A 23941-nucleotide genomic window follows, 5' to 3' on the forward strand; every position below is an offset into this window, starting at 1 on the left:
GGGGAGAAGCCCCGGGCTCCCAGGGCATTCTTCCAGCTCTAAAGACTTGCTTGCAAGATCTGACGACTAATATCTAACGTAACATCTCTGTTTTCACCTAGTTTAGTCATTCCGTGAGCTTCCAATTGTTCTATCACACGCTCAATGTCATCAACACCGAGGTTGTAATCAGACAAACGAGTGTGGAGCCCCAAATTCTCGAAGAAACTGCGGGTATGTGCAATAGCTTGATCAATACGTTGTTCTTCATTTCCGCTGGTGATGCCCCAAACACGTTCACCATACTGCAACAATTTGCCACGTTTGCTTTCCCGGCGAATTTGCAGATTTGCCGGCAAGGTAATCGCAAGTGTGCGCGCATGATCAATGCCGTAAAGCGCAGTTAATTCATGTCCTATCATATGTGTGGACCAATCCTGCGGCATGCCTGCACCAACCAATCCGTTGAGAGCAGAGGTCGCAACCCACATCAAATTTGCACGAATATCGTAGTCGTCTGGCGAGCTTATCGCCTGAGCGCCAATTTCAATCAGTGTCTGCATTAATCCTTCAGCAAGCCGATCCTGCACCATACCATTAGCGGGGTAAGTCAGGTACTGCTCTATAATATGTATAAAAGCATCAGCCACCCCGTTAGCCACCTGATGTAACGGCAAAGTATACGTTTTCGTTGGGTCCAGAATAGAGAACCGGGGGAAAACAAATGAGCTTATAAGGTCCAGTTTAGCTTGTTTTGCCTTATTGGTGATAACAGCAACCTCATTCATCTCTGAACCCGTTGCCGGTAAAGTCAAAACTGTACCAAATGGAAGAGCGCCCCGAATATTACGACCATGTTCTTCCAGAATATGCCAGGGTTCCCCTTCAAAATTCACTGCGGCAGCCACAAATTTAGTGCCATCAATCACAGAACCACCACCAACAGCAAGCAGGAAATCCACCTCACTATTGCGTACCAATTCAACCGCTTTCATCATAGTTTCATAAGTCGGGTTAGCTTCAATACCCCCAAACTCCCGGATAGACCGATCAGCCAGCGCGTGCCTGACCTCATCCAATGTCCCGCTTTTTTCAGCGCTGCTGCTACCATAGAGAATCAATACCCGCGCGTCCCGTGGCACCAGGTCGTCAAGACGCCTAATCGTATCTTTACCGAAAATGACTTTAGTTGGATTGTAATACTCAAAATTTCGCATAATTACCTCGCTGGATCAGTTGGATATAATTCTTTAACGTTCTTCGCAGAATTTAATTATCGGGGCCGACACGAATAACTAACTTACCGAAATTACAGCCTTGCAATAGTCCAATGAATGCCTCTGGAGCCAAAAAGTAGACCAGTCGTCTAATCATTAAGTATAAAAAAATACTGATGAATAGTGATCTACAACAGTGTTTTTACTCGTTATGCATTCAACAATCGCTTTGTGGTGGTCATAGCGCTCTGTAGCGGTGCACTACTTTGTGTGATCTTCGCCATCAGACTCGCCCCTAACCAAGTCTGGTACAACATTTCAGACAGAGGGAAGGTTTCTTCAGCAGCACATTCCAACCCACCTTCATCAGCAACGCTTTCTACTACAGCAGCAAGACGCATGATGATATTTTTTGTACCATTTTCCAGCACCAAACGCATCGCTACAGAGAGATCACTGACTTCAGCGCCAAGCTTGACAACCAGACACTTCTGCCCACAGAAAGCGCCGTCTCCCAAAGGCTCCAACCAACCCTGCCAGTATTGCAGCAGGTTCTCTTTAGCTGTCCATTCTTTACGCGCCATGATGTTATCCATTCTTTCGAGATAATGCATAAAGTAATCTTCAAGCATAGCCGCGCCAAACACCTCTTTCGACGCAAAATAATGGTAAAACGAGCCTTTCGGCACTTCCGCCGCTTTGAGAATTTCATTGAGTCCGACAGCCGAAAAACCTTTACATCCAATAAGTTGCTGAGCAACCTCTAGGATGTGCTGACGAATATCTTGGGGGGTTCTATTTGTTTGCATAGATATAACCTATACCGAATTAGACCAATCGTCTACAACTTAAATGAAATTTTCCTGTCAGCAAAGAGATTAGAAAATTCTCCTATAAATACAAATTCCTACCATTTTCTTGCTGATTTATAGCTCGATTCTTAAGCACATGTTGAGACAAAATTTCATCAATAGAATAATGCATTATTAAAAATGCGCCATGAACTGCTTTAATAACTCACTTTTAATAAGATAGAAAGAAGGTTCTTATTCTATTGACCACGTTGAATTATAAAACGATATCGTTATATGGTTTTATTTAATGTTGAATGCACTCTCAAATTAGACACAATAAAGAAATAAGAGAAGCCAATAGTGGCATATTACACTGCGAATAAATAGATTAAGTACTAAATATTAATGATATTTCCATTAACAATGTGATAATACCTATAGTGAATATAATCTTGTCTCATTATCAAAACATCTGTTAATCAATAGGTGAATAAATCAATAAACCTCCCCATACAACATTACAATACATTAACATTTCATCAATTCAGTGGTAAATTAACACTCAATAAGTAATTAAATTATTATTAGTTAATTATAAACCTGACAATCTATTTTTATTTATCATTACAATTATTTTACATATTAACCATTAAAAACATAGATATATTTTATCATCTATATCTATGTTTTTAAGTATAAAGATATAATTAATCTCTTATTATTTTATAACAAAACTCAGAGGGTAAAAAAATTGACATTTATCCGAGAGAAAAGGTATATTTGAAAAACACCGAAATTACAGGAAATTTATTTTAACAAACGGTTAATTGTTAATTTTAACTTATTAAAGAAATAAGAATCGACACTAACCATTTGTAATAGTGGGTGGAAAACCAAAATATAAATAAATTAACTTTTAGGAAGCGTTATGAAATGGAATTCTAATGAAAGGTAAAAAAACCAATCATAAAATATGATTAAAAAGTTCGGTTACACGCCAAAGTATTTTATATAGCCATAATAGGTTAAATTAAGATCTTGGTATTTAATAATTATTTTTTTAATTTTTTATAAGAGGTAATATTATGTCAGAGATTGAAGCGATTTCATTAAAAGCACCAATCAGTGTTACTGCAAAAGTAACTAACAAATCAGCATATAAACTTAAACTTATTCAAGATTCTATTCGTTTGGATCAGGGTGAGTGGACAACTCTTCCTCCGCAAATAATTAATAAAAGCAGTGATAACACCGCAGGAAAAGGCATTTGGAGAAGTGATTCAAACAGTCTGCTAGGTGGTGTTGCAGGGCGCTGTACTTATGTATTTGTAGACAGTAAAGGTGAAATTTACAATATCTATATTACATGGAATAACCCACTGATCGGAAGCAGCAGCTATTCAATATCAACAGACTATGAAGGTGATGATTTACATTTATCCTACTCAGCAGATAACGGTAATAATCCAATCGTAGAATATACTATTGTAAGCTAATGCTTAATCCTTAATATTAACAACCATTCCTGTAGGATATATTTAAATTAATATATTCCCAACAGGAATGGTTTATTTATAATTTAATACGTTTTTACAGATGGTGCTCGATAAGAATTAAAACGATCAAGCAAGACAACAGGATCTTGTTCGACTATTGCCATATGGCGATATTTTTCATGCAAGAATTGTTCATCAGCCATTTTATTAATCATGGCAATCAGTGGATCATAAAAGTTATTGATATTCAAGATACCGCAAGGTTTAGTATGCAACCCAATCTGACTCCAGGTAAATACTTCACTGAACTCTTCCAACGTGCCAAAGCCTCCAGGCAAAGCAACGAAACCATCAGCTAACTCAACCATCTTATTTTTACGCTGATGCATAGTTTCAACAACGTATAATTCAGTCAGATTTTTATGTGATATTTCGCGTTCTTCCAATAATGTGGGAATAACACCGACAACTTTACCGCCGTTTTCCAAAACAGTATCAGCAACAGTTCCCATAATACCCACACTGGCTCCACCATAAATCAGCGTAATATCACGCTTAACTAACTCCTTTGCGAAGATAATGACATTTTCTTTATAGATTTCAGATATCCCTAGGCTTGAACCACAATAAACGGCAATACTCTTCATTATCTAAGCTCCTGTTACTTCATCTTTACAGTGAAAGATATTGATTATACATTAGCATCACTATTATACAACTCACTTATGCAAAAGATAATTTAAATTAAAAAACCAAGAAAAACAAAATAACCTAATAAATGAAAAAGACAGATAGGAATTGCTTTATAATAATATGCGGCATTAGTTTAGTAGCAATCGTAATTTACGCTTAACTATTAAAGCATAAAACGAAGCCTAATTCAGATTACCATGGGATTCTCATCACCTGCAATCTCTAAATTTTCAATACATTAAAATGCAATATAAATTTTTTCAGGGTTATACACCAATAATGAAAAATAATTTCACTATCCAGATGCAGTATAATCTTAATAAATGAAAAATATTTCTCTAAAATTATATTCTCTAAACCTATTGAGTTATCTGCATTTCACTGCGAATATTACCGGCCAGATCACTTGATTTCAATTGAGGTTTTGCCCGGATGTCTTCTTCCAAGCTCCAAAAGAGTGCCTTTCCGTTAATACCTGTAATATTGTTACTACTTGCCATGACATCAATTCAAAGTGGCGCTTCCCTTGCTAAAACACTGTTTCCAGTGATCGGCGCACCTGGCGTTACCGCTTTGCGGCTAGGTCTTGGAACTATCATTCTGTTCATTATTTTTAAACCCTGGCGCTTGAGTTTTCGCCGAAATTCAATTATGCCGCTGCTTACCTATGGTATTGCTCTTGGAGCAATGAACTATACATTCTATATGGCACTGACAACAATTCCTTTAGGTATCGCCGTCGCTCTTGAGTTTACCGGCCCATTGGCCGTAGCCATGTTTTCATCACGCAGGCCAATAGATTTTCTTTGGGTCGCGCTGGTTATCGCCGGTCTGGCTTTCCTGTTACCCATTGGTAATAATATTAATGGCTTGGATCCTATAGGTATTATTTATGCACTCAGTGCGGGTGTTTGTTGGGCACTGTATATTATTTTTGGCCAACGCGCTGGGGCTGGTTATGGCGCAGCAACGGTTTCTATCGGTTCATTTATCGCAGCCTTGATATTTTTCCCTGTGGGGCTGATACAAACAGGGCCAGAACTGTTATTTGATATGTCAATTATGCCTCTGGCACTGGCAATCGCTATTCTATCCACAGCATTCCCATATACGCTGGAAATGATTGCCCTGACCCGTTTACCTGCACAAACATTTGGTACTCTGATGAGTATTGAACCAGCACTTGGCGCTCTATCTGGTATTGTGTTCCTCAATGAACACCTGACCACTATTCAATGGCTGGCCCTGTTTTGTATTATTTTTGCCTCTATTGGTTCTACGTCAACGATTAAAAGAAAACCTAAAATTACCAAGGTCGATTAATCACTTTATCTAATAAAAATAGAATGAAAACCGGAGTAATTAATAAAATAATTCTCCGGTTATTAATCAATATAACTATTATCATTCATCAATAAATAAATCATCCACATCTAAGCAATAATTAAATATTAAGCATAATCCGTAAGTCGAAAAAATAATTATCAAAGAAAACCATATCTCTATTGATATATAACAATATAAATATATTAAACATAATTATTTTATCCAAAACTTTATAATAATGAACTATTGATTTAATAGGAATAAACTATATGATTTAAAAATAATATTGAGTTATATTCATTTCAATAAATGAGAAGCTCATTATTAATACTAGGGGAAAATTATTATGGGTACTGCTAAATTAGTCAAAACAGCACCATCCACACTGCTTTATACTCGTAATGACGTCGATGATAGCGTTAAGCAAGAAACAATTGAAATTTTAAACCATATGGTGATTCAATTTATTGATCTTTCCCTGCTGACCAAACAGGCACATTGGAACATGCGCGGTAAAAATTTCATTTCCATCCATGAAATGCTGGATAACTTTCGTGCCACTATTATTGAACATCTGGATATTTTCGCAGAAAGAGTTGTACAACTTGGTGGAATAGCTCTCGGAACAGTACAAGAAGTTAATAAAAGCACTTTACTGAGAAGCTACCCAACGAATATTCATGACGTACAAGATCATCTAAAAGCACTGGCTGACCGTTATGCCATTGTTGCTAATGATATCCGCGAAGCAATTGGTGAGGTTGAAGATGAAAATACCGCGGACATGTTCACCGCAGCCTCCCGTGACCTCGACAAATTCTTATGGTTTATTGAAGCAAGCGTTGAGCAATAAAATATAAAGAGCCGTTACATTAAGAGCTCTGCATTACTCACAACCCCCGGTTAACAACAACGGGGGTTGTTTCTTTCTCCCCTTTACCACCCAACGCCGGCACAGAAAAATATCATAAAATACCCTCCATATGGACAAACGTCACCATATCCTTTAAAAACCAGCATTAATTGTCTATAATCGAGATTTATTTTCATAAATAACTTGAGGAAATAATAAAATGGATGCCGAAGTAAAAGACAGCAATGGTACTGTGCTCAATGATGGCGATTCTGTACAGGTCATCAAGGATCTGAAAGTAAAAGGCACATCAGCGACATTAAAGCGCGGTACTATCATTAAAAATATTCGCCTGAACCATCGCGAAGATGAAATTGAATGTAACGCAGATAAACTCAAAGGCTTGGTATTGAAAACCTGTTTTCTGAAAAAAGTAGGATAAATAGACTTTTATATCGATTTTATTTGTAAAGGATAAATAAATTACAGTTTTTAGTGGTAAGTTATTTATCCTTTTTCATTTGTCTGATCTCCGCTTCTGAAAGAATTTCCGGCTGTTCAATAGGGAAAACCGGCAGTGCCTTCAACAACCTCGCACCATATCTTTTGCTCAGTAAACGCCGGTCATAAATAACCACATCACCATAACACTCATGACTACGGATAAGCCTTCCCACTTGCTGAATAAGGCTGAAAGAAGCACTTGGCAAACTCTGTACTTCAAAAGGATAGCGTTTGAGTGATTTCAACCACTCGCTTTCAGTGATAATCACCGGATTATTAACGGCAGGGAATGAAATTTTATGAATATGAACCTGGGACAGGTAACCCCCCTTTAAATCCAGCCCTTCAGCAAAAGATTGCAATCCAATCAATACACTGCATTGTCCCTCATTGATACGCTGACAGTGTGTTTCAACTAACCGATAACGTGGCTGATCACCCTGCACAAGCAACATCAAGCGTAAATCCGTCACATAAGAGAGGAAGATATCCATGGCCCTTTGGCTACTGAACAAAATCAACATGCCTTTATGTTGCTGACTCAGCAATTGCGTCCTGAAATAACGCGCCATTTCCGCCAAATGAGCAGTTTCATTATCAAGTGTCGGCTCCAATGACATTTTGGGAATAACCAATCGCCCCTGATTTACATGATCAAAAGGTGACGACAGCGCCACAAAACGATCAGCCATTGTTTCAGTTAACCCAGTTAATTCCTGGATACGGGAAAAACTATTCAAAGAACGAAGCGTTGCCGATGTCACAACCACATGAGGAACATTACGCCAAAGCAGTTGATTGAGCTGTTCACTGACTCTGATACCGGCACAATGGAAGTAGAGGTGTGACTGATTTCTTTCATAACGGCGTCTCAGCCATTTTGACACCGGCGCATTGGATGACTCTTCCAGCGACGCCAGGCGCCACAATTTAGTCATATTTTCGAAATAACCCAGTGTGCGGCTGGTATGTAAAATAGACCGATGCAACTGGACAATATCCTGTTTAGCCGTTTGCTCAGTCAGATCATTCAGTATCGCTTCTGCTAATCCCCGTAAACCATCGGTCAGTTTAAACAGTTGCTGGCAGCAAAGTCGCAAATTATCCGACAACTTACCCATCTCAAACAGATATTCATTTACTTCATTATTTTCAGGTAAAAGTGCCTGCGCAATAGTGGCAAGCTCTTTAAAACATTCCCGTAATTTTTCACTGTGTTCATTGAGACGACTGGCATTAGCCAGACGTGGTGGCTTGGCCGGACGAAATTGCACCAGATATTGTTCAACATGACGGATAAAAGTATCTAGCTGACCATTAAGCTGAAACAGGGTGATTTCCCCTTCAACTTCCAGAGAATCCCTGGCGACATCCGGTATATGATGCCCTTCATCAAGTACCAATAACAAATTTTTAGCATCAGGGAGTACCGATTCACTCTCTAGTGCCGCTATCACTAACGCATGGTTAGCGACCACCACATCTGCATTTTCGATCTCACGGCGGGCAATAAAAAACGGACAGCGATGATGATACTGACAGTTGCGACCCAGGCAATTCGCCTTATCTGTACTGACTTTCGTCCACAAAGTATCGGACAAAGCCAATTTATGGTGATCACGCAATCCATCCCAAGCAAACGTTGTGTAGTCACTACGCAACCGGCGACAAAGTTCCCTCTCTTCGCTACTGGCAAGCTCTGTTTTGTCCTCAACCAACAGCATTAAATCTATCTGTTCACCATCAGCTGCACAGATAGCGTCGAGATTACGTGGACAAACATAACGACCACGCCCAAAAGCACCGGTAAATTTCAGATCAGGAATAATTTTGTGCAACAGAGGAAGATCTTTACTGTAAATTTGATCCTGTAAAGCGACATTAGCGGTACTGACAACTAATGGCTTACTTTCCGCCCTGCTGATCGCAATGCCAGGGAGCAGATAAGAAAGGGTTTTGCCGATTCCGGTCGGCGCTTCAATGACCAAATGGCGCCCTTCCTGATCAGCAAGTGTTTTTGCAACTTCAGCAATCATCTGCCTCTGTGGAGTGCGGGGAATAAAACCATTGATATACTGAGGTAACACCTTATACCACTGGCTTATCTGATTTTTTATTGAACTGGAAAGTGCCATTGAACTCTGCTGCCATAAAACCGGAGCGCTATTGTCCCACAGAGCAAGAACGAAATCAGCAGTATATCGAGAAACAAAACCAGATTGATAATTTAACCCCAATTTCTGTAAATTATGATGCCAATAAAAACTTAGCAAAAAACTTTATCAACAATAACAGTAAGCTAATTTCATTTACTTAATCAGTTCAAAGAATTATTCATTATTCGTAAAGTAAATTGGTTATTACCTTGTCAGCTATTCAGAACCCGATATACTGCCTGTTTTCTATGGCAGTTGAGAACAAAAATGAAAAAACTATTTATCACTTTCATCGCACTCTTTGCATTCGGTTCAATCGGTGGCGTATTCCTAGCGGGTCTTAATATATATACCCGCTCAACTACACCGATAGAATCACCAGCCAGTCAACAGCAAGAGACAACCATAGCGCCGATACAGCAGCAATAACGGGGCGCAACACTATCTATACTTTTGTATTAAGTGAGGGATCCCATGAATAATGCATATTTTGTCAGTCCACAATGGCTAAAAGATCATCTTGATGATGAAAACCTCGTCATCCTTGATGCGACTGCACCACCACCACCTCAGCAAATTGATTGTCATCAGCTTTGGCTGAATACACATATTCCCGGCGCCCAATTTTTTGATTTGGATAAAATTGCTAATCATCAAAGTGGGCTACCCCATATGCTGCCAGATCCGCAAACTTTCAGCCAAGCTGTTGGTGAAATGGGGATCAGCGAGAATCATTTGGTCGTGGTTTATGACCAAGGAAATATGTTCTCCGCTCCTCGCGCATGGTGGACATTCAAGGTATTCGGCAGTCGTAATGTCCGTATTCTTGCTGGCGGTTTACAAGGCTGGCAACAGGCCGGATTTCCAACAGAATCAGGTGAAGTAAAACGTCATTCTCAGGTTTTTAATACCCATTTCAATGCCGGCAAAGTAAAATCACTGAAACACATTCTGGATTCGTTAAATGATCCACAAGCTGAAATTGTTGATGCCAGAGCAATAGACCGTTTTCAGGCTAGAGCGCCAGAACCACGCCCTGGGTTAAGAATGGGCCATATTCCCGGCAGTAAAAACGTGCCATGGACGATGTTAATAGAGAATGGTCACTTTAAATCAGAAACTGAAATTGCAGATATTTTCCGTAAACAAAACGTTGATTTAAACAAACCGATCATTGCCAGTTGCGGCTCTGGTATGACAGCCGCTGTTTTAGTATTGGGTTTAGATATCATCGGCAAGAAAGATACTTATTTATATGATGGCTCATGGGCTGAATGGGGTGCAGATGATACCCTGCCACTTGAGAAGTAATTAAATACCCAAGGGCATATTTACCCTATGCCCTTTAATAAACAAATTAATATATTTTTTAAAATCACACAAATCTAAAAGATAATTTTCATATCGTTATATCTCACAATTCCGCTTATCCCATTTGCTTTCAATTTATTAATCAACACTCTTTTTTATCAGACAAAGTGATATAAAATAATACAAGGCATATATTTGACAAATTTAAACATTATTATTAATTTAAAATTCAACTCTGAATTTATCTAAACAGAAAATTAAAAGGGTTGAGTATTAATACTTTAATCAGAGTATCATATCAGAATCTATATAATAAAAATGGAGAGTAAAAATGACTATTTCGCTTAGAGATCAAAAAATAAATCTCGCGCTCAGCTTTATCAGTGGCGCAGGCAGTATAATAACAGAAAAATCCGAACCGGCTATCGTTTCGGAAAATATTAAAGAATCATTGGAAAAAAGTAAAGTTACCGCCAACAGATTCTCTATCATTTGGGGACCGGCTGTTTTCCGGGTTAATAATGGGGAAAACTCTCAAGATAACAAAGATGATCACGTTTTATTTATTGTGCGAAATCGCAGATTCCCATATGACTATCGAATTGTTATCCGGGGATCATGGTCTGATGTTAACTGGCAGGTTGAAAACTTTGCAGTACATGAAACGGTAAATTGGTCACTCTGGGATCCCAATATTCCTGAAGAATTCAAAGACGCTAAGATTTCTTATGGAACACATTTAGCATTAGATTATATTGTTAACCAAGTAAAAAGTAACAATACGCCAGGCTATGGAGAATCACTCATTGATGCAATTGACAAAATTGCCCTGGAAAAAGGAATACATAACATTACTATCACCGGGCACAGTTTGGGAGGTGCATTGGCTTCTACTCTTGGAGTATATTTAAAACGATTATATATTAATAAGGGAAAAAGGAATATTCGAATTAATGTTTGTGCCTTTGCCAGCCCAATTATTAGTAATGGTACTTTTGCATCTTATATTGAATCTGTTTTTAGCCGCATATCAATAACGAATTATAAGAGTCATTTTTTAAGAATCTATAACCGTAAGGATATTATTTCCTTAATTTGGCACCTGGATGGATTAGAAAGGATACCCACTATCTATGAACCATTAATTAAAATAAATGAAAAATTAATTAATAAGTTTAACAAGATCGTCCTGATTGTGAAAGATAAAGATTACACAAAACTCACTCCAGATTTACCTTTTACAGCACCGATTTTAGAATCATCACCAGATTTAAATCATCAGGTCATCTTTCAACATATTAAAGCATATGCATATAAATACGGCATGAATTTAATTGAAGTAAATGACGGCACTCAACCACCTATTGATGATATTGTCGTTATTAACAGTAATCTATCTCAAGATATTGTCGCCTATTTCTTGCTTATACCACTTCCTTAACTTAAAATAAAACTAATATTGTATAATTTGGTTATATTAGGTCTGTATTTTACTTAACAACAATGGAGCCTTTATTAAAGGCTCCATTAATTCAAATAATCGCCACTTAAATATATAAATAAAACCGCTCTTATTTATATATCATTAAAATATTATTAATTCATAATTATTAAACATATAAATATTATAGTTTGTTTTTAATTTCATAATAAATAATTAATATTTTCATCAAACCAAATAATATAAAAAAATTCCATGTATCTATTTGACAGATTTAAAAGTTATTATTAACTTTAAGTTAAATCCTGTTTTTTATCTGAATGGAAGACTAAAAGAATTAAATCTTAAATTTTAAACTGATAGCTCGAATTAACACTTATCATATGAAAAAATAGGGAGTGAAAATGTCTATTTCTCGTGAAGATCAGAAGTTAAATCTCGCACTGAGCTTTATTATTAATTCTGGAGGCATAAAAACACCAAAACCAGAGCCGGGAATCGTTTCGGCAAATATTCAAAAATCATTGGAAAGCAGTCAAGCAACAGCAAATAAATTTTCTATTGTTTGGGGACCAGCAGTGTTTCGTGTTGGTAGTGCAGATAAAGAAAAAAGTACTATAGATAAAAAGGATGATCACGTTTTATTCATTGTACAAAGCCTCCATAGTCCAAATGATTATCGCGTTGTCATTCGAGGGTCATGGTCTGATATTAACTGGATTAATGAAGACCTGATTGTCTGTAAAACTAAAGACTGGTCAAAATGGGATCCAAAAGCGCCTGAAAATGCTAAGATTGCTTACGGAACAAATTTGGCATTAGATTATATTATCAACCAAATAAAAAGCAACAACCCTCCAGGTTATGGAGAATCACTAACTGACGCCATCGATAAAATTGCCCTGAAAGAAGGGATACAAAATATTACCATCACAGGACACAGTTTAGGAGGCATACTGGCTTCTACCCTTGGTTTATATCTAAAAAGGCAGTACCTTGATAAAGGAAACGATAATATTCGCATTAATGTTTGTGCCTTTGCCGGCCCAACTGCCGGTAATGATATTTTCGCCTGCTATTCTGAATTTGTTTTTAATGAAGCATTATCGGCGGGTTATGAAAGTGATTTTATAAGGATTCATAATAGTATAGATGTCGTTCCTCTGGCCTGGTATATCAATGGGTTGGAGAAAGTTAAAGCTATCTATCCGATATTAACAGCAGCAGTTAATGCTCTTATCCTTCTTGTCCAAGATAAAAAATACACTCAAATTTTCCCAGATTTACCTTTTCATTCAGAAATTCCGACGATACCGATAAAGTCCCTCGAAGACTTATTTATTAATATAGGAAATCAACATATTCACGCATATCACAAAGAGTATGGAATGAGTTTCATAGCCACTAATGACAGTTCAAACCCACCTACTGATTACGATATTGTTGTGATTAACGATACCCTATTGCAAAGTATTATCGATATTTTCTCATTTTTAATCAAAGGTAAAATCAATATTACATAATTTTGTTCTATTTTATCTATTTTTTTATTAGAAACAATGGAGCCTTTATTAAAGGTTCCATTAGTTTCAATAAACCATTCTTAAATTGAATAAGGAAATTATTTTATCCATATATCAACAAAATAACGCCAATCCATTATCACTCAACTTTGTAGATACCCATATAAATTATTTTCTATCGGGAATATTAAAAAAACACAGCATAATTTTTATCCGTTATTTTAAAGTTCATTATCGATAATTTATTTTGTTAAATAAATTAACATTAAAAAATCATATACTCCCATCCGGCAGATTTAAAGATTACTATTAACCTTAACTCTGTTTTTATTTAAATGAAATACCAAAAGCGTTGGTTATTGATGTTTAAGTTAAAATATCAGATCAATATTTATCATCTTAAAAATTTGGAAGTAAAAATGACTATTTCTTTTGAAGATCAAAAAATAAATCTTGCGTTAGGCTTTATTGTTAGCTCAGGAAGTTTAATAACCGCCGAGCCAGAGCCCGCTCTCGTTTCAGAAAATATTCAAAAATCATTAGCAAGTAGTAAAGCAACAGCAAATAGATTCTCTCTTGTTTGGGGACCTGCTGTTTTTCGTGTAGGCAGTGTTGACAAGAAAACAAGTGTTGTCGATAAGAAAGATGACCACGTTTTATTCATGGTGAAAGATCTCAAAACCCCAAATGACTATCGAATTGTTATTCGCGGATCATGGTCTGATGTCAACTGGTATGATGAAAATTTTAATGTGGGTAAAACTGAAAACTGGTCAATTTGGGACTCAAAAGCCCCTAAAAATGCAAAAATTTCAAAGGGAATACACGTAACATTAGACTATATTATCAACAAAATAAAAAGTAATAACACGCCTGGTTATGGGGAATCACTAATCGATGCAATTGATAAAATTGCTCTGGAAGACGGGATACAAAATATTACTCTTACAGGGCACAGTTTAGGCGGTGTAATGGCTTCGACTATTGGATTGTACTTAAAGAGGCGCTACCTTGATAAAGGCAACAATAATATTCGTATTAACGTTTGCTCCTTTGCTGCCCCAACTGCCGGTAACGATATCTTTGCATCCTATACCGAGTCTGTTTTTAACGGAACATCTCTACCGAGCTATGAAAGTAAATTTCTCAGGATCCATAACCGTACAGATATCGTTACCCTAGCCTGGCATACAAAAGGATTAGAACAAATTAAAGCTCTCTACTCTGTATTATATCTGCCCGTTAGCGGTTTTCTTTTACTGGTGAAGGATAAAAATTACACCCAACTTTTTCCAGATCTGCCTTTCACTACACCTATGTTAGATCCTTCTCCAGGTTTTATTGAACAACTCGTATTTCAACATATCGAGGCATATGCCAAAGAGTATGATATGAGTTTCGTTAAAGTTAATGATAGCTCTAATCCGCCGACTAATTATGATATTGTTGTGATTAATGATGGCCTCTCCCGCAATATTAACCATCTTTTCTCATCTATGATTCAATATGACGCAGTCGATACCAGATAATCTTGTCTTCATCGAACCTTTTTTAATTTAATAAAAATGGAACCTTATTTAAAGGTTCCATATAGAATAGCTTCTAAGCTGCTCTTAATCACCAGTCACATCAAAGAGATCACATGCGCTATATCAGCAGACGTTTTTAATTTCCTTATCTCTTCAAAGAGTGTTAACGCTTCTTCATACTCTTTCCGCAAATAACCGAGCCACTGTTTAATCCGGGCAACATGATATTGCCCGGTATCACCTTGCTTTTCCAACCGGACATATTTTTGCAGTAATTGAACCACGCCCTGCCAAGGCATTTTTGGCTCGTTATATTTCACCACTCTGCTCAAATTAGGAACATTAAGCGCTCCACGGCCAATCATGACAGCACCACAGCCTGTCACATTTATACAATCCTGCGCACTTTGCCAATCCCAAATCTCACCATTGGCAATCACCGGAATAGCAAGGCGCTGACGAATTTCACCAATCGCTTGCCAATTAATACGTTCCGCTTTGTAACCATCCTCTTTGGTTCGCCCATGGATCGTTATTTCCGTTGCGCCCGCCTGTTGTACTGCATCAGCAATTTCGAATTGTCGATCACCACTATCCCAACCCAGCCGAACCTTAACCGTCACAGGTAAATGAGAAGGCACCGCTTCACGCATCGCTTTTGCCCCCTGATAAATCAATTCAGGATCTTTCAGCAACGTTGCTCCGCCGCCACTGCCATTGACCGTTTTTGATGGGCAACCGCAATTTAAATCAACCCCACAGGAGCCTAATTCAACCGCCCGCGCAGCGTTTTCCGCCAACCATTGCGGATATTGGCCCAAGAGCTGAACCCGCACCAAAGTGCCGGACGGCGTCCGGCTTTGGTTACGTAATTCAGGGCAAAGCTTATAAAACGATTTTACCGGCAACAGGCTATCAACAACCCGCAAGAACTCCGTAATGCACAGATCATACTCATTGACGTTACTCAGAAGTTCCCTGACCAAAGAATCCAGCACCCCTTCCATCGGAGCCAGCAAAACCCGCATTGATTAACCTCTGGCGCCAGACGCTTTATTTGGTGTATCCGCATGATTACGGCTGCGCTGACGCGAAGGTGCCCCAGAACGGCGATGGCTATTTTTCTGCCGATTATCGCCACGCCCCTGGCGACCATTCTGAATAGGTTCAGCCTTGATGGTTGGGTCCGGCTCATATCCGGGGATCGCCATACGGGGAATCTCCCGTTTCAGCAGGCGTTCAATATCTTTCAGCAATTTGTGCTCATCAACACATACCAGAGAAAGCGCCTGCCCTGTCGCATCTGCCCGACCGGTACGACCAATACGGTGGACATAATCCTCAGAGACATTAGGCAATTCAAAATTCACGACATGAGGCAATTGATCAATGTCCAGACCACGGGCGGCAATATCTGTCGCTACCAGCACCCTGATGCAGCCATCTTTAAAATCAGCCAGCGCACGAGTTCTGGCCCCCTGGCTTTTGTTGCCATGAATAGCTGAAGCGGTTACGCCATCCTTATTTAACTGTTCTGCCAGACGATTTGCGCCATGTTTGGTTCGGGTAAAGACCAAAACCTGTTGCCAGTTACGGCTGCCAATCAGGAAAGAAAGCAGCTCGCCTTTACGCTTTTTATCGACAAAATGAACAAATTGCTCAATCTGTTCAGAAGCGGAGTTACGGCGTGCAACCTCGACGCTGACGGGATCATGCAATAATTTATTGGCTAAATTTTTGATATCGTCGGAGAAGGTAGCAGAAAATAGTAAATTTTGCCGTTTCGGTGGCAACTTATTCAGTACTCGACGGATATCATGGATAAAACCCATGTCCAGCATACGATCGGCTTCATCCAATACCAAAATTTCCACCCGCGATAAATCAACCGCATTCTGGTGTTCAAGATCCAGTAAGCGGCCCGGTGTCGCGACCAAAATATCAACACCACCACGCAATTTCATCATCTGAGGGTTAATACTGACACCACCAAAAACCACCAAAGAACGAAGTCTGAGGTGCTTGCTGTAGTCACGTACATTTTCACCAACCTGAGCAGCCAATTCACGGGTTGGCGTCAGGACTAACGCTCTGACCGGCCTGCGCCCTTTCATCTGAACAGGGGAGTCATTAAGCCGTTGCAGCATGGGTAAAGTAAAACCCGCAGTTTTACCTGTGCCTGTCTGAGCGCTCGCCAATAAATCTTTACCTGCTAATACAACAGGGATTGCCTGCTGTTGGATTGGCGTTGGCGCTGAATAACCTTGTTCTTCAATGGCACGCAAAATATCAGCACTTAAGCCAAGTGATTCAAAACTCATAAGTAAGAAATGCTCCAGACTTCACCATTCCTGAACTACATTCAGGGGCAGTTTTATGGGAAGAAAATCAGACGCGGTAAATACCACAAAAGGAAAAAACACAAACTGCAATGCTCCATATCTTAACTATTATACCAGATATACTTTCTGATAATGCAACTAAAACTACAGGTATTTGCCCCGTAGTTTTCATGATCCACGACATTTTTATGCAATTTACATTGATTTACTATAAGTATAGAGTTTGCCATTTGATTGATATTTTGTTTAAGTCTTTTGATTATTTCCAATAGGATTCATGTCCATGTCAGTCAACAACACCCAAACCCCCAGAGGCGGGCAAGCCAAACAGCAGCTACTCGAAGCCGCTCTTGAAATTTTTGGTAAATCAGGATTAACCGGCGCGACAACCAGAGAAATCGCATTGCGCGCTCAACAGAATATTGCTGCCATAGCTTACTATTTTGGCTCCAAAGAGGGGCTCTATCAGGCAGTCGCCCAGTATATTACTGACACCATCAAGACTGAGTTCACTCATCTTTTTAAAGAAATTGATGATTTTTTTTCATCACCAGTACCTTACTCATCAGACAATATATTGCGGATGATTCACGAAGGATTTCTTGGCGTTAACCGCCTGATGATTGAAAAAGAGAGCATTAATATCAGCCGGATCATGGCCAGAGAGCAACTCGCACCCACTGATGCTTATACCCTAATCCATGAGCAGGCACTGGCTCCTCTCCACAACAGGTTAAATAAATTAATCGCCAGCTATATCGACGCCGATGAACATCAACTTTCTACTATGCTCCATACTCATGCTCTGATGGGTGAAATCATCTCTTTCCGCATGGCGCAGGAAACCTTATTACGTCAGACAGGTTGGAATAATATCGGGACAGAAGAATACAAATTAATTGATCAGATCCTCATCCAGCATATTGATTTATTACTGAATGGACTGAAAAAATATAACTCAAATAAATAAAAGAACAAGGAACATCATGTACAACAAGAAACTCACCCTCGCAATACTGATCGTTGCTGTTATTCTTGGCGCTATTTTAGGAAGTTACTATTATCAAGATAAAAATGATAAAACACTGACACTCTACGGCAACGTAGATATACGCACTGTCAATCTCAGCTTCCGGGTTGGTGGTAAACTTGCCAGTCTGCAAGTTGATGAAGGTGATGTTATCAATGCTAATCAAGTGATCGGCCTGCTGGACAATGCGCCATTTATTAACGCGCTCAATAAAGCGAAAGCCACACGCGATAGCGCTAAAGCACGTCTGGCTATGATGGAAGAGGGTTATCGCACGGAAGAAGTTGCGCAAGTGCGTTCAGAAGTGACACAACGCGAGGCCGCCTGGCATTTTGCTGACAGTTTCTTCAAACGCCAGCAAGGTTTATGGCAAAGTAAAATGATTTCAGCCAACGAGCTGGACAATGCCAAAACTAACCGTAATCAGGCGCTGGCTGCGTTACAAGCGGCGAAAGATAAACTGAATCAGTTCGAAACCGGCTACCGTAAAGAAGAAATTGCAGAAGCCAAAGGCCAGCTTGCTCAAGCCGAAGCGGCTGTTGCTCAGTCTGAACTAGACTTACAAGATACTCACCTGACTTCCCCCTCATCCGGGACTATCCTGACCCGTGCCATTGAACCGGGCACCATGCTGGCAGCGGGCAATACCGTGTTTACGCTTTCTCTGACCCATCCCGTTTGGGTAAGAGCCTATATCAGTGAAAGCCATCTTGGACAAGCAACACCAGGACGTGAAATTTTACTCTACACTGACAGCCGTAAAGATCAGCCCTATCACGGTAAAATTGGCTTTATTTCACCAACAGCAGAATTTACACCAAAGAATGTAGAGACACCTGATCTGCGCACCGATTTGGTCTATCGGTTACGCATTATCGTTACTGACCCGGATGATTCCCTGCGTCAAGGTATGCCGATTACCCTGCATTTTTCTGATTCAGACGCATAAGGGGCTGTAATGAACAGCTCTGTATACACGATAAAGTTAGAAAAAGTAGAGAAAACTTTTCCTGGCCTGAATAATCCTGCGGTATCCAGCTTGACCACAGAGATCTACGGTGGCTCTGTTACCGGGCTGGTGGGGCCGGATGGAGCAGGCAAAACCACGCTGATACGCATGTTGGCTGGCTTACTGAAACCAGATAGTGGTTCTATTGAAATAATGGGGCTTGATCCGATTAAACATGGTGTACAGGTACGCTTTGAACTGGGCTATATGCCTCAGAAATTTGGCCTGTATGAAGATCTGACGGTTTTAGAAAACCTGAATCTGTATGCGGATCTGCGCGGTGTACTGGGTGATGAACGTAAAAAAACCTATGAACAATTACTCACTTTTACTGACCTGACCCATTTTACCGGACGACTGGCAGGCAAACTTTCAGGCGGCATGAAGCAAAAACTGGGGCTAGCCTGTACTCTGCTCGGCAAGCCCAAAGTTCTGCTCCTGGACGAACCCGGAGTAGGTGTTGACCCAATAGCCCGCCGCGAACTCTGGCGGATGGTTCACGAGCTGGCAGATGATGGCATGCTGATCCTCTGGAGTACTTCCTACCTGGATGAAGCTGAGCGGTGCCGCGATGTCCTGCTACTCAACCAAGGAAAGTTGCTCTATAGCGGTCAACCACAGAAACTGACCCAAACGATGTCCGGACGTTCTTTCCTGCTTGGCGCCAAACAGAATTCCCGCAGAAAAACACTGCAACGCGCTCTTACTTTGCCACAGGTAACCGATGGCGTGATCCAGGGAAAATATGTTCGTCTTATTCTTAAGCCTGATGTCTCACCGCAAGAACTGCTTAATCAGCTTAAACTACCTGATGCTGAAATCATTAAAGCGGCTCCCCGCTTTGAAGATGCTTTTATTGATTTACTCGGCGGTGATCCTGCCCGCCATTCAGAACTAGCGGAAATCATGCCGCAGATTGACGCTAATCCCACAGAAACCGTGATTGAAGCACAGGATTTAACCAAGAAATTTGGTGATTTTGCTGCCACTGATCATGTTGATTTTCAGGTAAAACGCGGAGAAATTTTTGGCCTGCTAGGTCCAAACGGCGCCGGTAAATCCACGACGTTTAAAATGATGTGCGGACTCATGGTGCCGACTGGCGGTAAAGCGCTGGTATTGGGGATGGATTTGAAAACCAGTTCCGGGAAAGCCCGTCAGCATTTGGGTTATATGGCGCAAAAATTTTCACTGTACGGTAACTTGACAGTTGAACAGAACCTGAAATTCTTTTCAGGCATTTATGGCCTGCAAGGGCGTAAACAAAAAGAGAAAATTGACGGGATGGTCGAAGCCTTCAATCTCAAATCTGTTTTACATCAGACAACCGACGAATTGCCATTGGGATATAAACAACGCCTTGCCCTTTCCTGCTCACTGATGCATGAACCAGATATTCTGTTTTTGGACGAACCGACTTCGGGCGTCGATCCGCAAATTCGACGTGAATTTTGGTTACATATCAATGGTATGGTAGATAAAGGCGTCACGGTTATGGTGACCACCCACTTTATGGATGAAGCCGAATATTGTGACCGGATAGGGCTGGTATTTCGCGGTAAACTGATTGCCGCCGGCACACCGGACGATTTGAAACAGTTGGTCGCTACCGATGAAAATCCTGATCCATCAATGGAACAGGCATTTATTGATTTGGTCGTTAATTACGACGAGGAGCCGCAATGAGCAATCCAAAGCAACATGCTCCACAGAAGGCTGTCCGCTTCTCCTGGTGGCGACTGAAAGCACTTTGTATCAAAGAGACAAAACAGATCTTACGTGATCCCACCAGCGGGTTAATTTCCATTGTCATTCCACTGATTCTGCTATTTATCTTCGGATACGGCATTAATCTCGATTCCAGCACCGTCCGTATTGGTATTCTTGTAGAACAACAAAGTGAAGATGCCCGCGAGTTAATACAGGCTTTTGCCGGTTCGCCCTATATTGATCCTAAAATCAGCGATAACCGTCAGCAATTAATTAATATGATGCAATCAGGAGAAATACGTGGGCTGATTGTCATTCCTGTGAATTTCGATGCTCAACTTGCCCGCTCTGATGGTAAAGCACAAATTCAAGTCATTACTGACGGCAGTGAACCGAATACCGCAAGCTTTGTGCAAAATTACGCCAAAGGCGTATGGCAGATTTGGTTGCAACAAAGGGGGCAGGATCAGGGAAACCCGGCTAATCCATTGATTGATATGCAAGTCCGTTATTGGTTCAATCCCGCAACCATCAGCCAGCATTTCATCATTCCCGGCGCAATCACCATTATCATCACCGTCGTTGGCGCCATTCTGACATCATTGGTTGTTGCCCGTGAATGGGAGCGCGGTACGATGGAAGCCCTGCTTTCCACCCAAATTACCCGTACCGAATTACTGCTTTCCAAACTTTTGCCTTATCAAGTACTTGGATCGCTCGCCATGACGCTCTGTATGCTGGTGGCTGTATTTGTGCTGGATGTCCCTTATCGAGGCTCGCTATGGATATTGTCTGCAATCACCAGTCTCTACCTGGCCACTGCCCTTGGTATCGGGCTTTTAATCTCTACCATTACACGCAACCAATTTAATGCGGCAATGATAGCGTTGAATGTCGCCTTTCTACCTGCAATTATGCTTTCCGGCTTTATTTTTGAAATAAACAGCATGCCTGCGTTTATTCAGGCCGTGACCTATTTCATTCCTGCCCGTTATTTTGTCAGCAGCCTGCACACACTTTTTCTGGCTGGAAATATCAGTACGATATTGATGATAAACCTGTTACTGCTGATTGCCTCCGCGATTTTGTTTATTGGCCTGACTGCATGGAAAACCCCGCGGCGCCTGGATTAAGAAGGAATTACCATGTTTTATCGTCTTTACACACTGATTATTAAAGAATTACAGTCTCTTCTCCGAGATCCGCAGACACGGGCCATATTGGTTATGCCGGTTATCTTTCAGATGATCCTATTTCCACTATCAGCAACGCTTGATGTCACTAACGCCACCATTGCTATTTTTGATGAGGACAAAGGTAAAGCCTCTATCGAGCTGACTCAACGACTGGCAAAATCAAAAGCATTTCCTGACGTGATATTATTAACCCATTCACAAGAGATACAGCCCATAATCGATCACCAAAAAGCCTTACTACTGGTTCGTTTCCCACAAGATTTCAGTGCTAAAATTGCCAGCCATGACCCCGTTTCTCTTCAGGTACTGCTGGATGGTCGTAATTCTAACAGTGCCCAAATTGCTGCCGGCTATATCCAGGAAATTGTCCTGAACTATCAACAGGAGCTAATGGGTAATATGCCGAAAGCCAATAACAGTGAATTGGTGATCCGCAACTGGTATAACCCCAATCTGGATTATAAATGGTTTGTCGTACCTTCTCTGGTTGCACTGATTACCACGGTCGGGATATTAACGGTCACTGCATTGTCAATTGCCCGGGAAAGAGAGCAAGGAACGCTGGACCAATTACTGGTTTCACCGATGACCACCTGGCAGATTTTCATTGGTAAAGCGGTTCCTGCTGTAGTCGTAGCTACTTTTCAGGCGACTTTAGTGTTGGCTATTGGCATCTTTTGCTATCAAATCCCATTTTCTGGCTCACTACCGCTGTTCTATTTATCCATGTTGATATACAGCTTATCTCTGGTGGGATTTGGCTTGTTAATCTCTTCTCTCTGTTACACTCAGCAACAGGCGTTTATTGGCGTATTTGTCTTTATCATGCCCGCCATCTTGATTTCCGGTTATATTTCTCCGGTTGAAAATATGCCTGGATGGTTACAAGATCTCACCTGGGTTAATCCTATTTGGCATTTTAATGACATAACCAAGCAGATTTATCTCAAAGATGCCAATTTCGCTGTTATCTGGAGAAGCCTGTGGCCCCTTCTGGCAATCACTGTCACGACCGGGAATCTTGCCTATTGGTTATTCAGGCGGAAAATTGCTTGATAAAAACGGCCCTGCATTTCAATTATGCAGGGCTTTATCAGAAACAGATAGATGAATTTAACGGCGATCGCCAAAAATACGCAGCAGCATCAAGAACATATTAATGAAGTCCAGATACAGGGTCAGCGCGCCGACAATAGAGAATTTACGCAGACTCTCTTTATCATTCACATCCAGATTTTCACCCATCTCTTTCAGTTTTTGAGTGTCGTAAGCGGTCAAGCCCGCAAAAATAACCACACCAATGTAGGTTATCGCCCACATCAATATTTCACTCTTTAACCAATAGTTAACCAGAGAAGCCAAAATAATGCCGATAAGCCCCATAAACAGGAAGCTGCCAAGGCCACTCAAACTACGCTTGGTGGTATAGCCGTAAAAACTCAGCGCACCAAACATGCCCGCAGTCACAACAAAAGTGGTAGCAATGGAATCACCAGTATATATTTTAAAAATACTGGAAAGCGTCAGCCCAGTCAGAGCTGAATACAGCATAAACAACCCTGTCGCTAATGAACCGTTCATACGGTTAATCAAACCGGAAAGAACGAAAACCAGTCCCAATTGAGCAATAATCAGCCCATAGAAAACAATTGAGTTTGAGAAAATAAATGCAACAACAACCTCACTTTGTGACGCATACCAAGCCACAAACGCTGTTAACAACAGGCCACAAGTCATCCAACCATAAACTTGGGCCATATAAGTTTGCAGGCCGGTTCCAGCCTGCTGGATTATAGAACCATTTGAGCGTGGATAACGATCCATGGCGCTTA

Annotated in this window: 21 protein-coding genes; 14 read left to right on the top strand and 7 right to left on the bottom strand. The window is 40.4% G+C overall.

The window, feature by feature from the left end; translation table 11 throughout:
• Positions 1–38: 38 nt before the first annotated feature.
• Together ABR397_RS03690 and ABR397_RS03695 are read right to left on the bottom strand one after the other, a co-directional pair.
• A complete protein-coding gene (locus ABR397_RS03690; RefSeq protein WP_350304529.1) occupies positions 39–1196 on the bottom strand; it encodes an iron-containing alcohol dehydrogenase in 1158 nt (385 codons plus the stop codon).
• A gap of 209 nt (positions 1197–1405) precedes the next feature.
• Complete coding sequence (locus ABR397_RS03695; protein WP_350304530.1) at positions 1406–2005, bottom strand: TetR/AcrR family transcriptional regulator; 600 nt, start codon at positions 2003–2005, stop codon at positions 1406–1408.
• A 1070-nt stretch (positions 2006–3075) separates the two neighbouring features.
• On the opposite strand from ABR397_RS03695, the gene ABR397_RS03700 reads away from it, so the two are divergent.
• Positions 3076–3486 (top strand): toxin, encoded by a 411-nt coding sequence (locus tag ABR397_RS03700; protein ID WP_350304531.1) that lies wholly within the window; start codon positions 3076–3078, stop codon positions 3484–3486.
• 83 nt (positions 3487–3569) lie between these two features.
• Here the strand turns inward: ABR397_RS03700 and ABR397_RS03705 are convergent, their stop codons facing one another.
• Entirely contained in the window at positions 3570–4133 is a 564-nt protein-coding gene (locus ABR397_RS03705) for an LOG family protein (protein ID WP_350304532.1), read from the bottom strand.
• A gap of 478 nt (positions 4134–4611) precedes the next feature.
• Between ABR397_RS03705 and rhtA the strand changes: the two genes are divergently transcribed.
• From rhtA to ABR397_RS03720, 3 genes are all read left to right on the top strand, one after another.
• Positions 4612–5502 (top strand): threonine/homoserine exporter RhtA, encoded by an 891-nt coding sequence (gene rhtA, locus ABR397_RS03710; RefSeq protein WP_350304533.1) that lies wholly within the window; start codon positions 4612–4614, stop codon positions 5500–5502.
• Positions 5503–5851: 349 nt separating this feature from the next.
• A complete protein-coding gene (gene dps, locus ABR397_RS03715) occupies positions 5852–6358 on the top strand; it encodes a DNA starvation/stationary phase protection protein Dps (RefSeq protein WP_350304534.1) in 507 nt (168 codons plus the stop codon).
• 220 nt (positions 6359–6578) lie between these two features.
• Positions 6579–6800 carry an alkylphosphonate utilization protein gene (locus tag ABR397_RS03720; RefSeq protein ID WP_021325754.1) on the top strand — a complete coding sequence of 74 codons (222 nt, stop codon included), beginning with the start codon at positions 6579–6581 and terminating at the stop codon, positions 6798–6800.
• 61 nt (positions 6801–6861) lie between these two features.
• Here the strand turns inward: ABR397_RS03720 and dinG are convergent, their stop codons facing one another.
• Positions 6862–8997 carry an ATP-dependent DNA helicase DinG gene (gene dinG, locus ABR397_RS03725; protein WP_350304535.1) on the bottom strand — a complete coding sequence of 712 codons (2136 nt, stop codon included), beginning with the start codon at positions 8995–8997 and terminating at the stop codon, positions 6862–6864.
• 288 nt (positions 8998–9285) lie between these two features.
• Between dinG and ABR397_RS03730 the strand changes: the two genes are divergently transcribed.
• From ABR397_RS03730 to ABR397_RS03750, 5 genes are all read left to right on the top strand, one after another.
• Positions 9286–9447 (top strand): hypothetical protein, encoded by a 162-nt coding sequence (locus ABR397_RS03730; protein WP_021325752.1) that lies wholly within the window; start codon positions 9286–9288, stop codon positions 9445–9447.
• 45 nt (positions 9448–9492) lie between these two features.
• Positions 9493–10329, top strand: a complete 837-nt coding sequence (gene sseA, locus ABR397_RS03735) for a 3-mercaptopyruvate sulfurtransferase (RefSeq protein WP_350304536.1) — start codon at positions 9493–9495, stop codon at positions 10327–10329.
• Positions 10330–10660: 331 nt separating this feature from the next.
• Positions 10661–11770 (top strand): lipase family protein, encoded by a 1110-nt coding sequence (locus ABR397_RS03740; protein WP_350304537.1) that lies wholly within the window; start codon positions 10661–10663, stop codon positions 11768–11770.
• A 404-nt stretch (positions 11771–12174) separates the two neighbouring features.
• Positions 12175–13293 carry a lipase family protein gene (locus ABR397_RS03745; protein WP_350304538.1) on the top strand — a complete coding sequence of 373 codons (1119 nt, stop codon included), beginning with the start codon at positions 12175–12177 and terminating at the stop codon, positions 13291–13293.
• A 419-nt stretch (positions 13294–13712) separates the two neighbouring features.
• Positions 13713–14822 carry a lipase family protein gene (locus ABR397_RS03750; protein WP_350304564.1) on the top strand — a complete coding sequence of 370 codons (1110 nt, stop codon included), beginning with the start codon at positions 13713–13715 and terminating at the stop codon, positions 14820–14822.
• A 95-nt stretch (positions 14823–14917) separates the two neighbouring features.
• Here ABR397_RS03750 and dusC read toward each other — a convergent pair whose 3' ends face one another.
• Entirely contained in the window at positions 14918–15850 is a 933-nt protein-coding gene (gene dusC, locus ABR397_RS03755; RefSeq protein ID WP_350304539.1) for a tRNA dihydrouridine(16) synthase DusC, read from the bottom strand.
• A 3-nt stretch (positions 15851–15853) separates the two neighbouring features.
• Positions 15854–17143 (bottom strand): ATP-dependent RNA helicase RhlE, encoded by a 1290-nt coding sequence (gene rhlE / locus ABR397_RS03760; RefSeq protein ID WP_350304540.1) that lies wholly within the window; start codon positions 17141–17143, stop codon positions 15854–15856.
• A 304-nt stretch (positions 17144–17447) separates the two neighbouring features.
• Between rhlE and cecR the strand changes: the two genes are divergently transcribed.
• The 5 genes from cecR to ABR397_RS03785 are packed head-to-tail and all read left to right on the top strand — an operon-like array spanning position 17448 to position 23165.
• Positions 17448–18134 (top strand): transcriptional regulator CecR, encoded by a 687-nt coding sequence (gene cecR / locus ABR397_RS03765; protein ID WP_407072852.1) that lies wholly within the window; start codon positions 17448–17450, stop codon positions 18132–18134.
• 16 nt (positions 18135–18150) lie between these two features.
• Complete coding sequence (hlyD, locus tag ABR397_RS03770; protein ID WP_350304542.1) at positions 18151–19143, top strand: secretion protein HlyD; 993 nt, start codon at positions 18151–18153, stop codon at positions 19141–19143.
• Between the two features lie 9 nt (positions 19144–19152).
• On the top strand, positions 19153–20889 hold the full coding sequence (locus ABR397_RS03775; protein WP_350304543.1) for an ATP-binding cassette domain-containing protein: 1737 nt from the start codon (positions 19153–19155) through the stop codon (positions 20887–20889).
• Entirely contained in the window at positions 20886–22046 is a 1161-nt protein-coding gene (locus ABR397_RS03780; RefSeq protein ID WP_350304544.1) for an ABC transporter permease, read from the top strand. The genes ABR397_RS03775 and ABR397_RS03780 overlap by 4 nt, the downstream gene beginning before the upstream one ends.
• Positions 22047–22058: 12 nt before the next feature.
• Positions 22059–23165, top strand: coding sequence for an ABC transporter permease (locus tag ABR397_RS03785; protein WP_350304545.1), 1107 nt, complete (start codon positions 22059–22061; stop codon positions 23163–23165).
• 57 nt (positions 23166–23222) lie between these two features.
• Here ABR397_RS03785 and ABR397_RS03790 read toward each other — a convergent pair whose 3' ends face one another.
• A complete protein-coding gene (locus ABR397_RS03790) occupies positions 23223–23933 on the bottom strand; it encodes a Bax inhibitor-1/YccA family protein (RefSeq protein WP_350304546.1) in 711 nt (236 codons plus the stop codon).
• Positions 23934–23941: the final 8 nt, after the last annotated feature.

This window comes from Photorhabdus viridis, from assembly GCF_040256935.1.
Classification (GTDB): Bacteria; Pseudomonadota; Gammaproteobacteria; order Enterobacterales; family Enterobacteriaceae; genus Photorhabdus; species Photorhabdus viridis.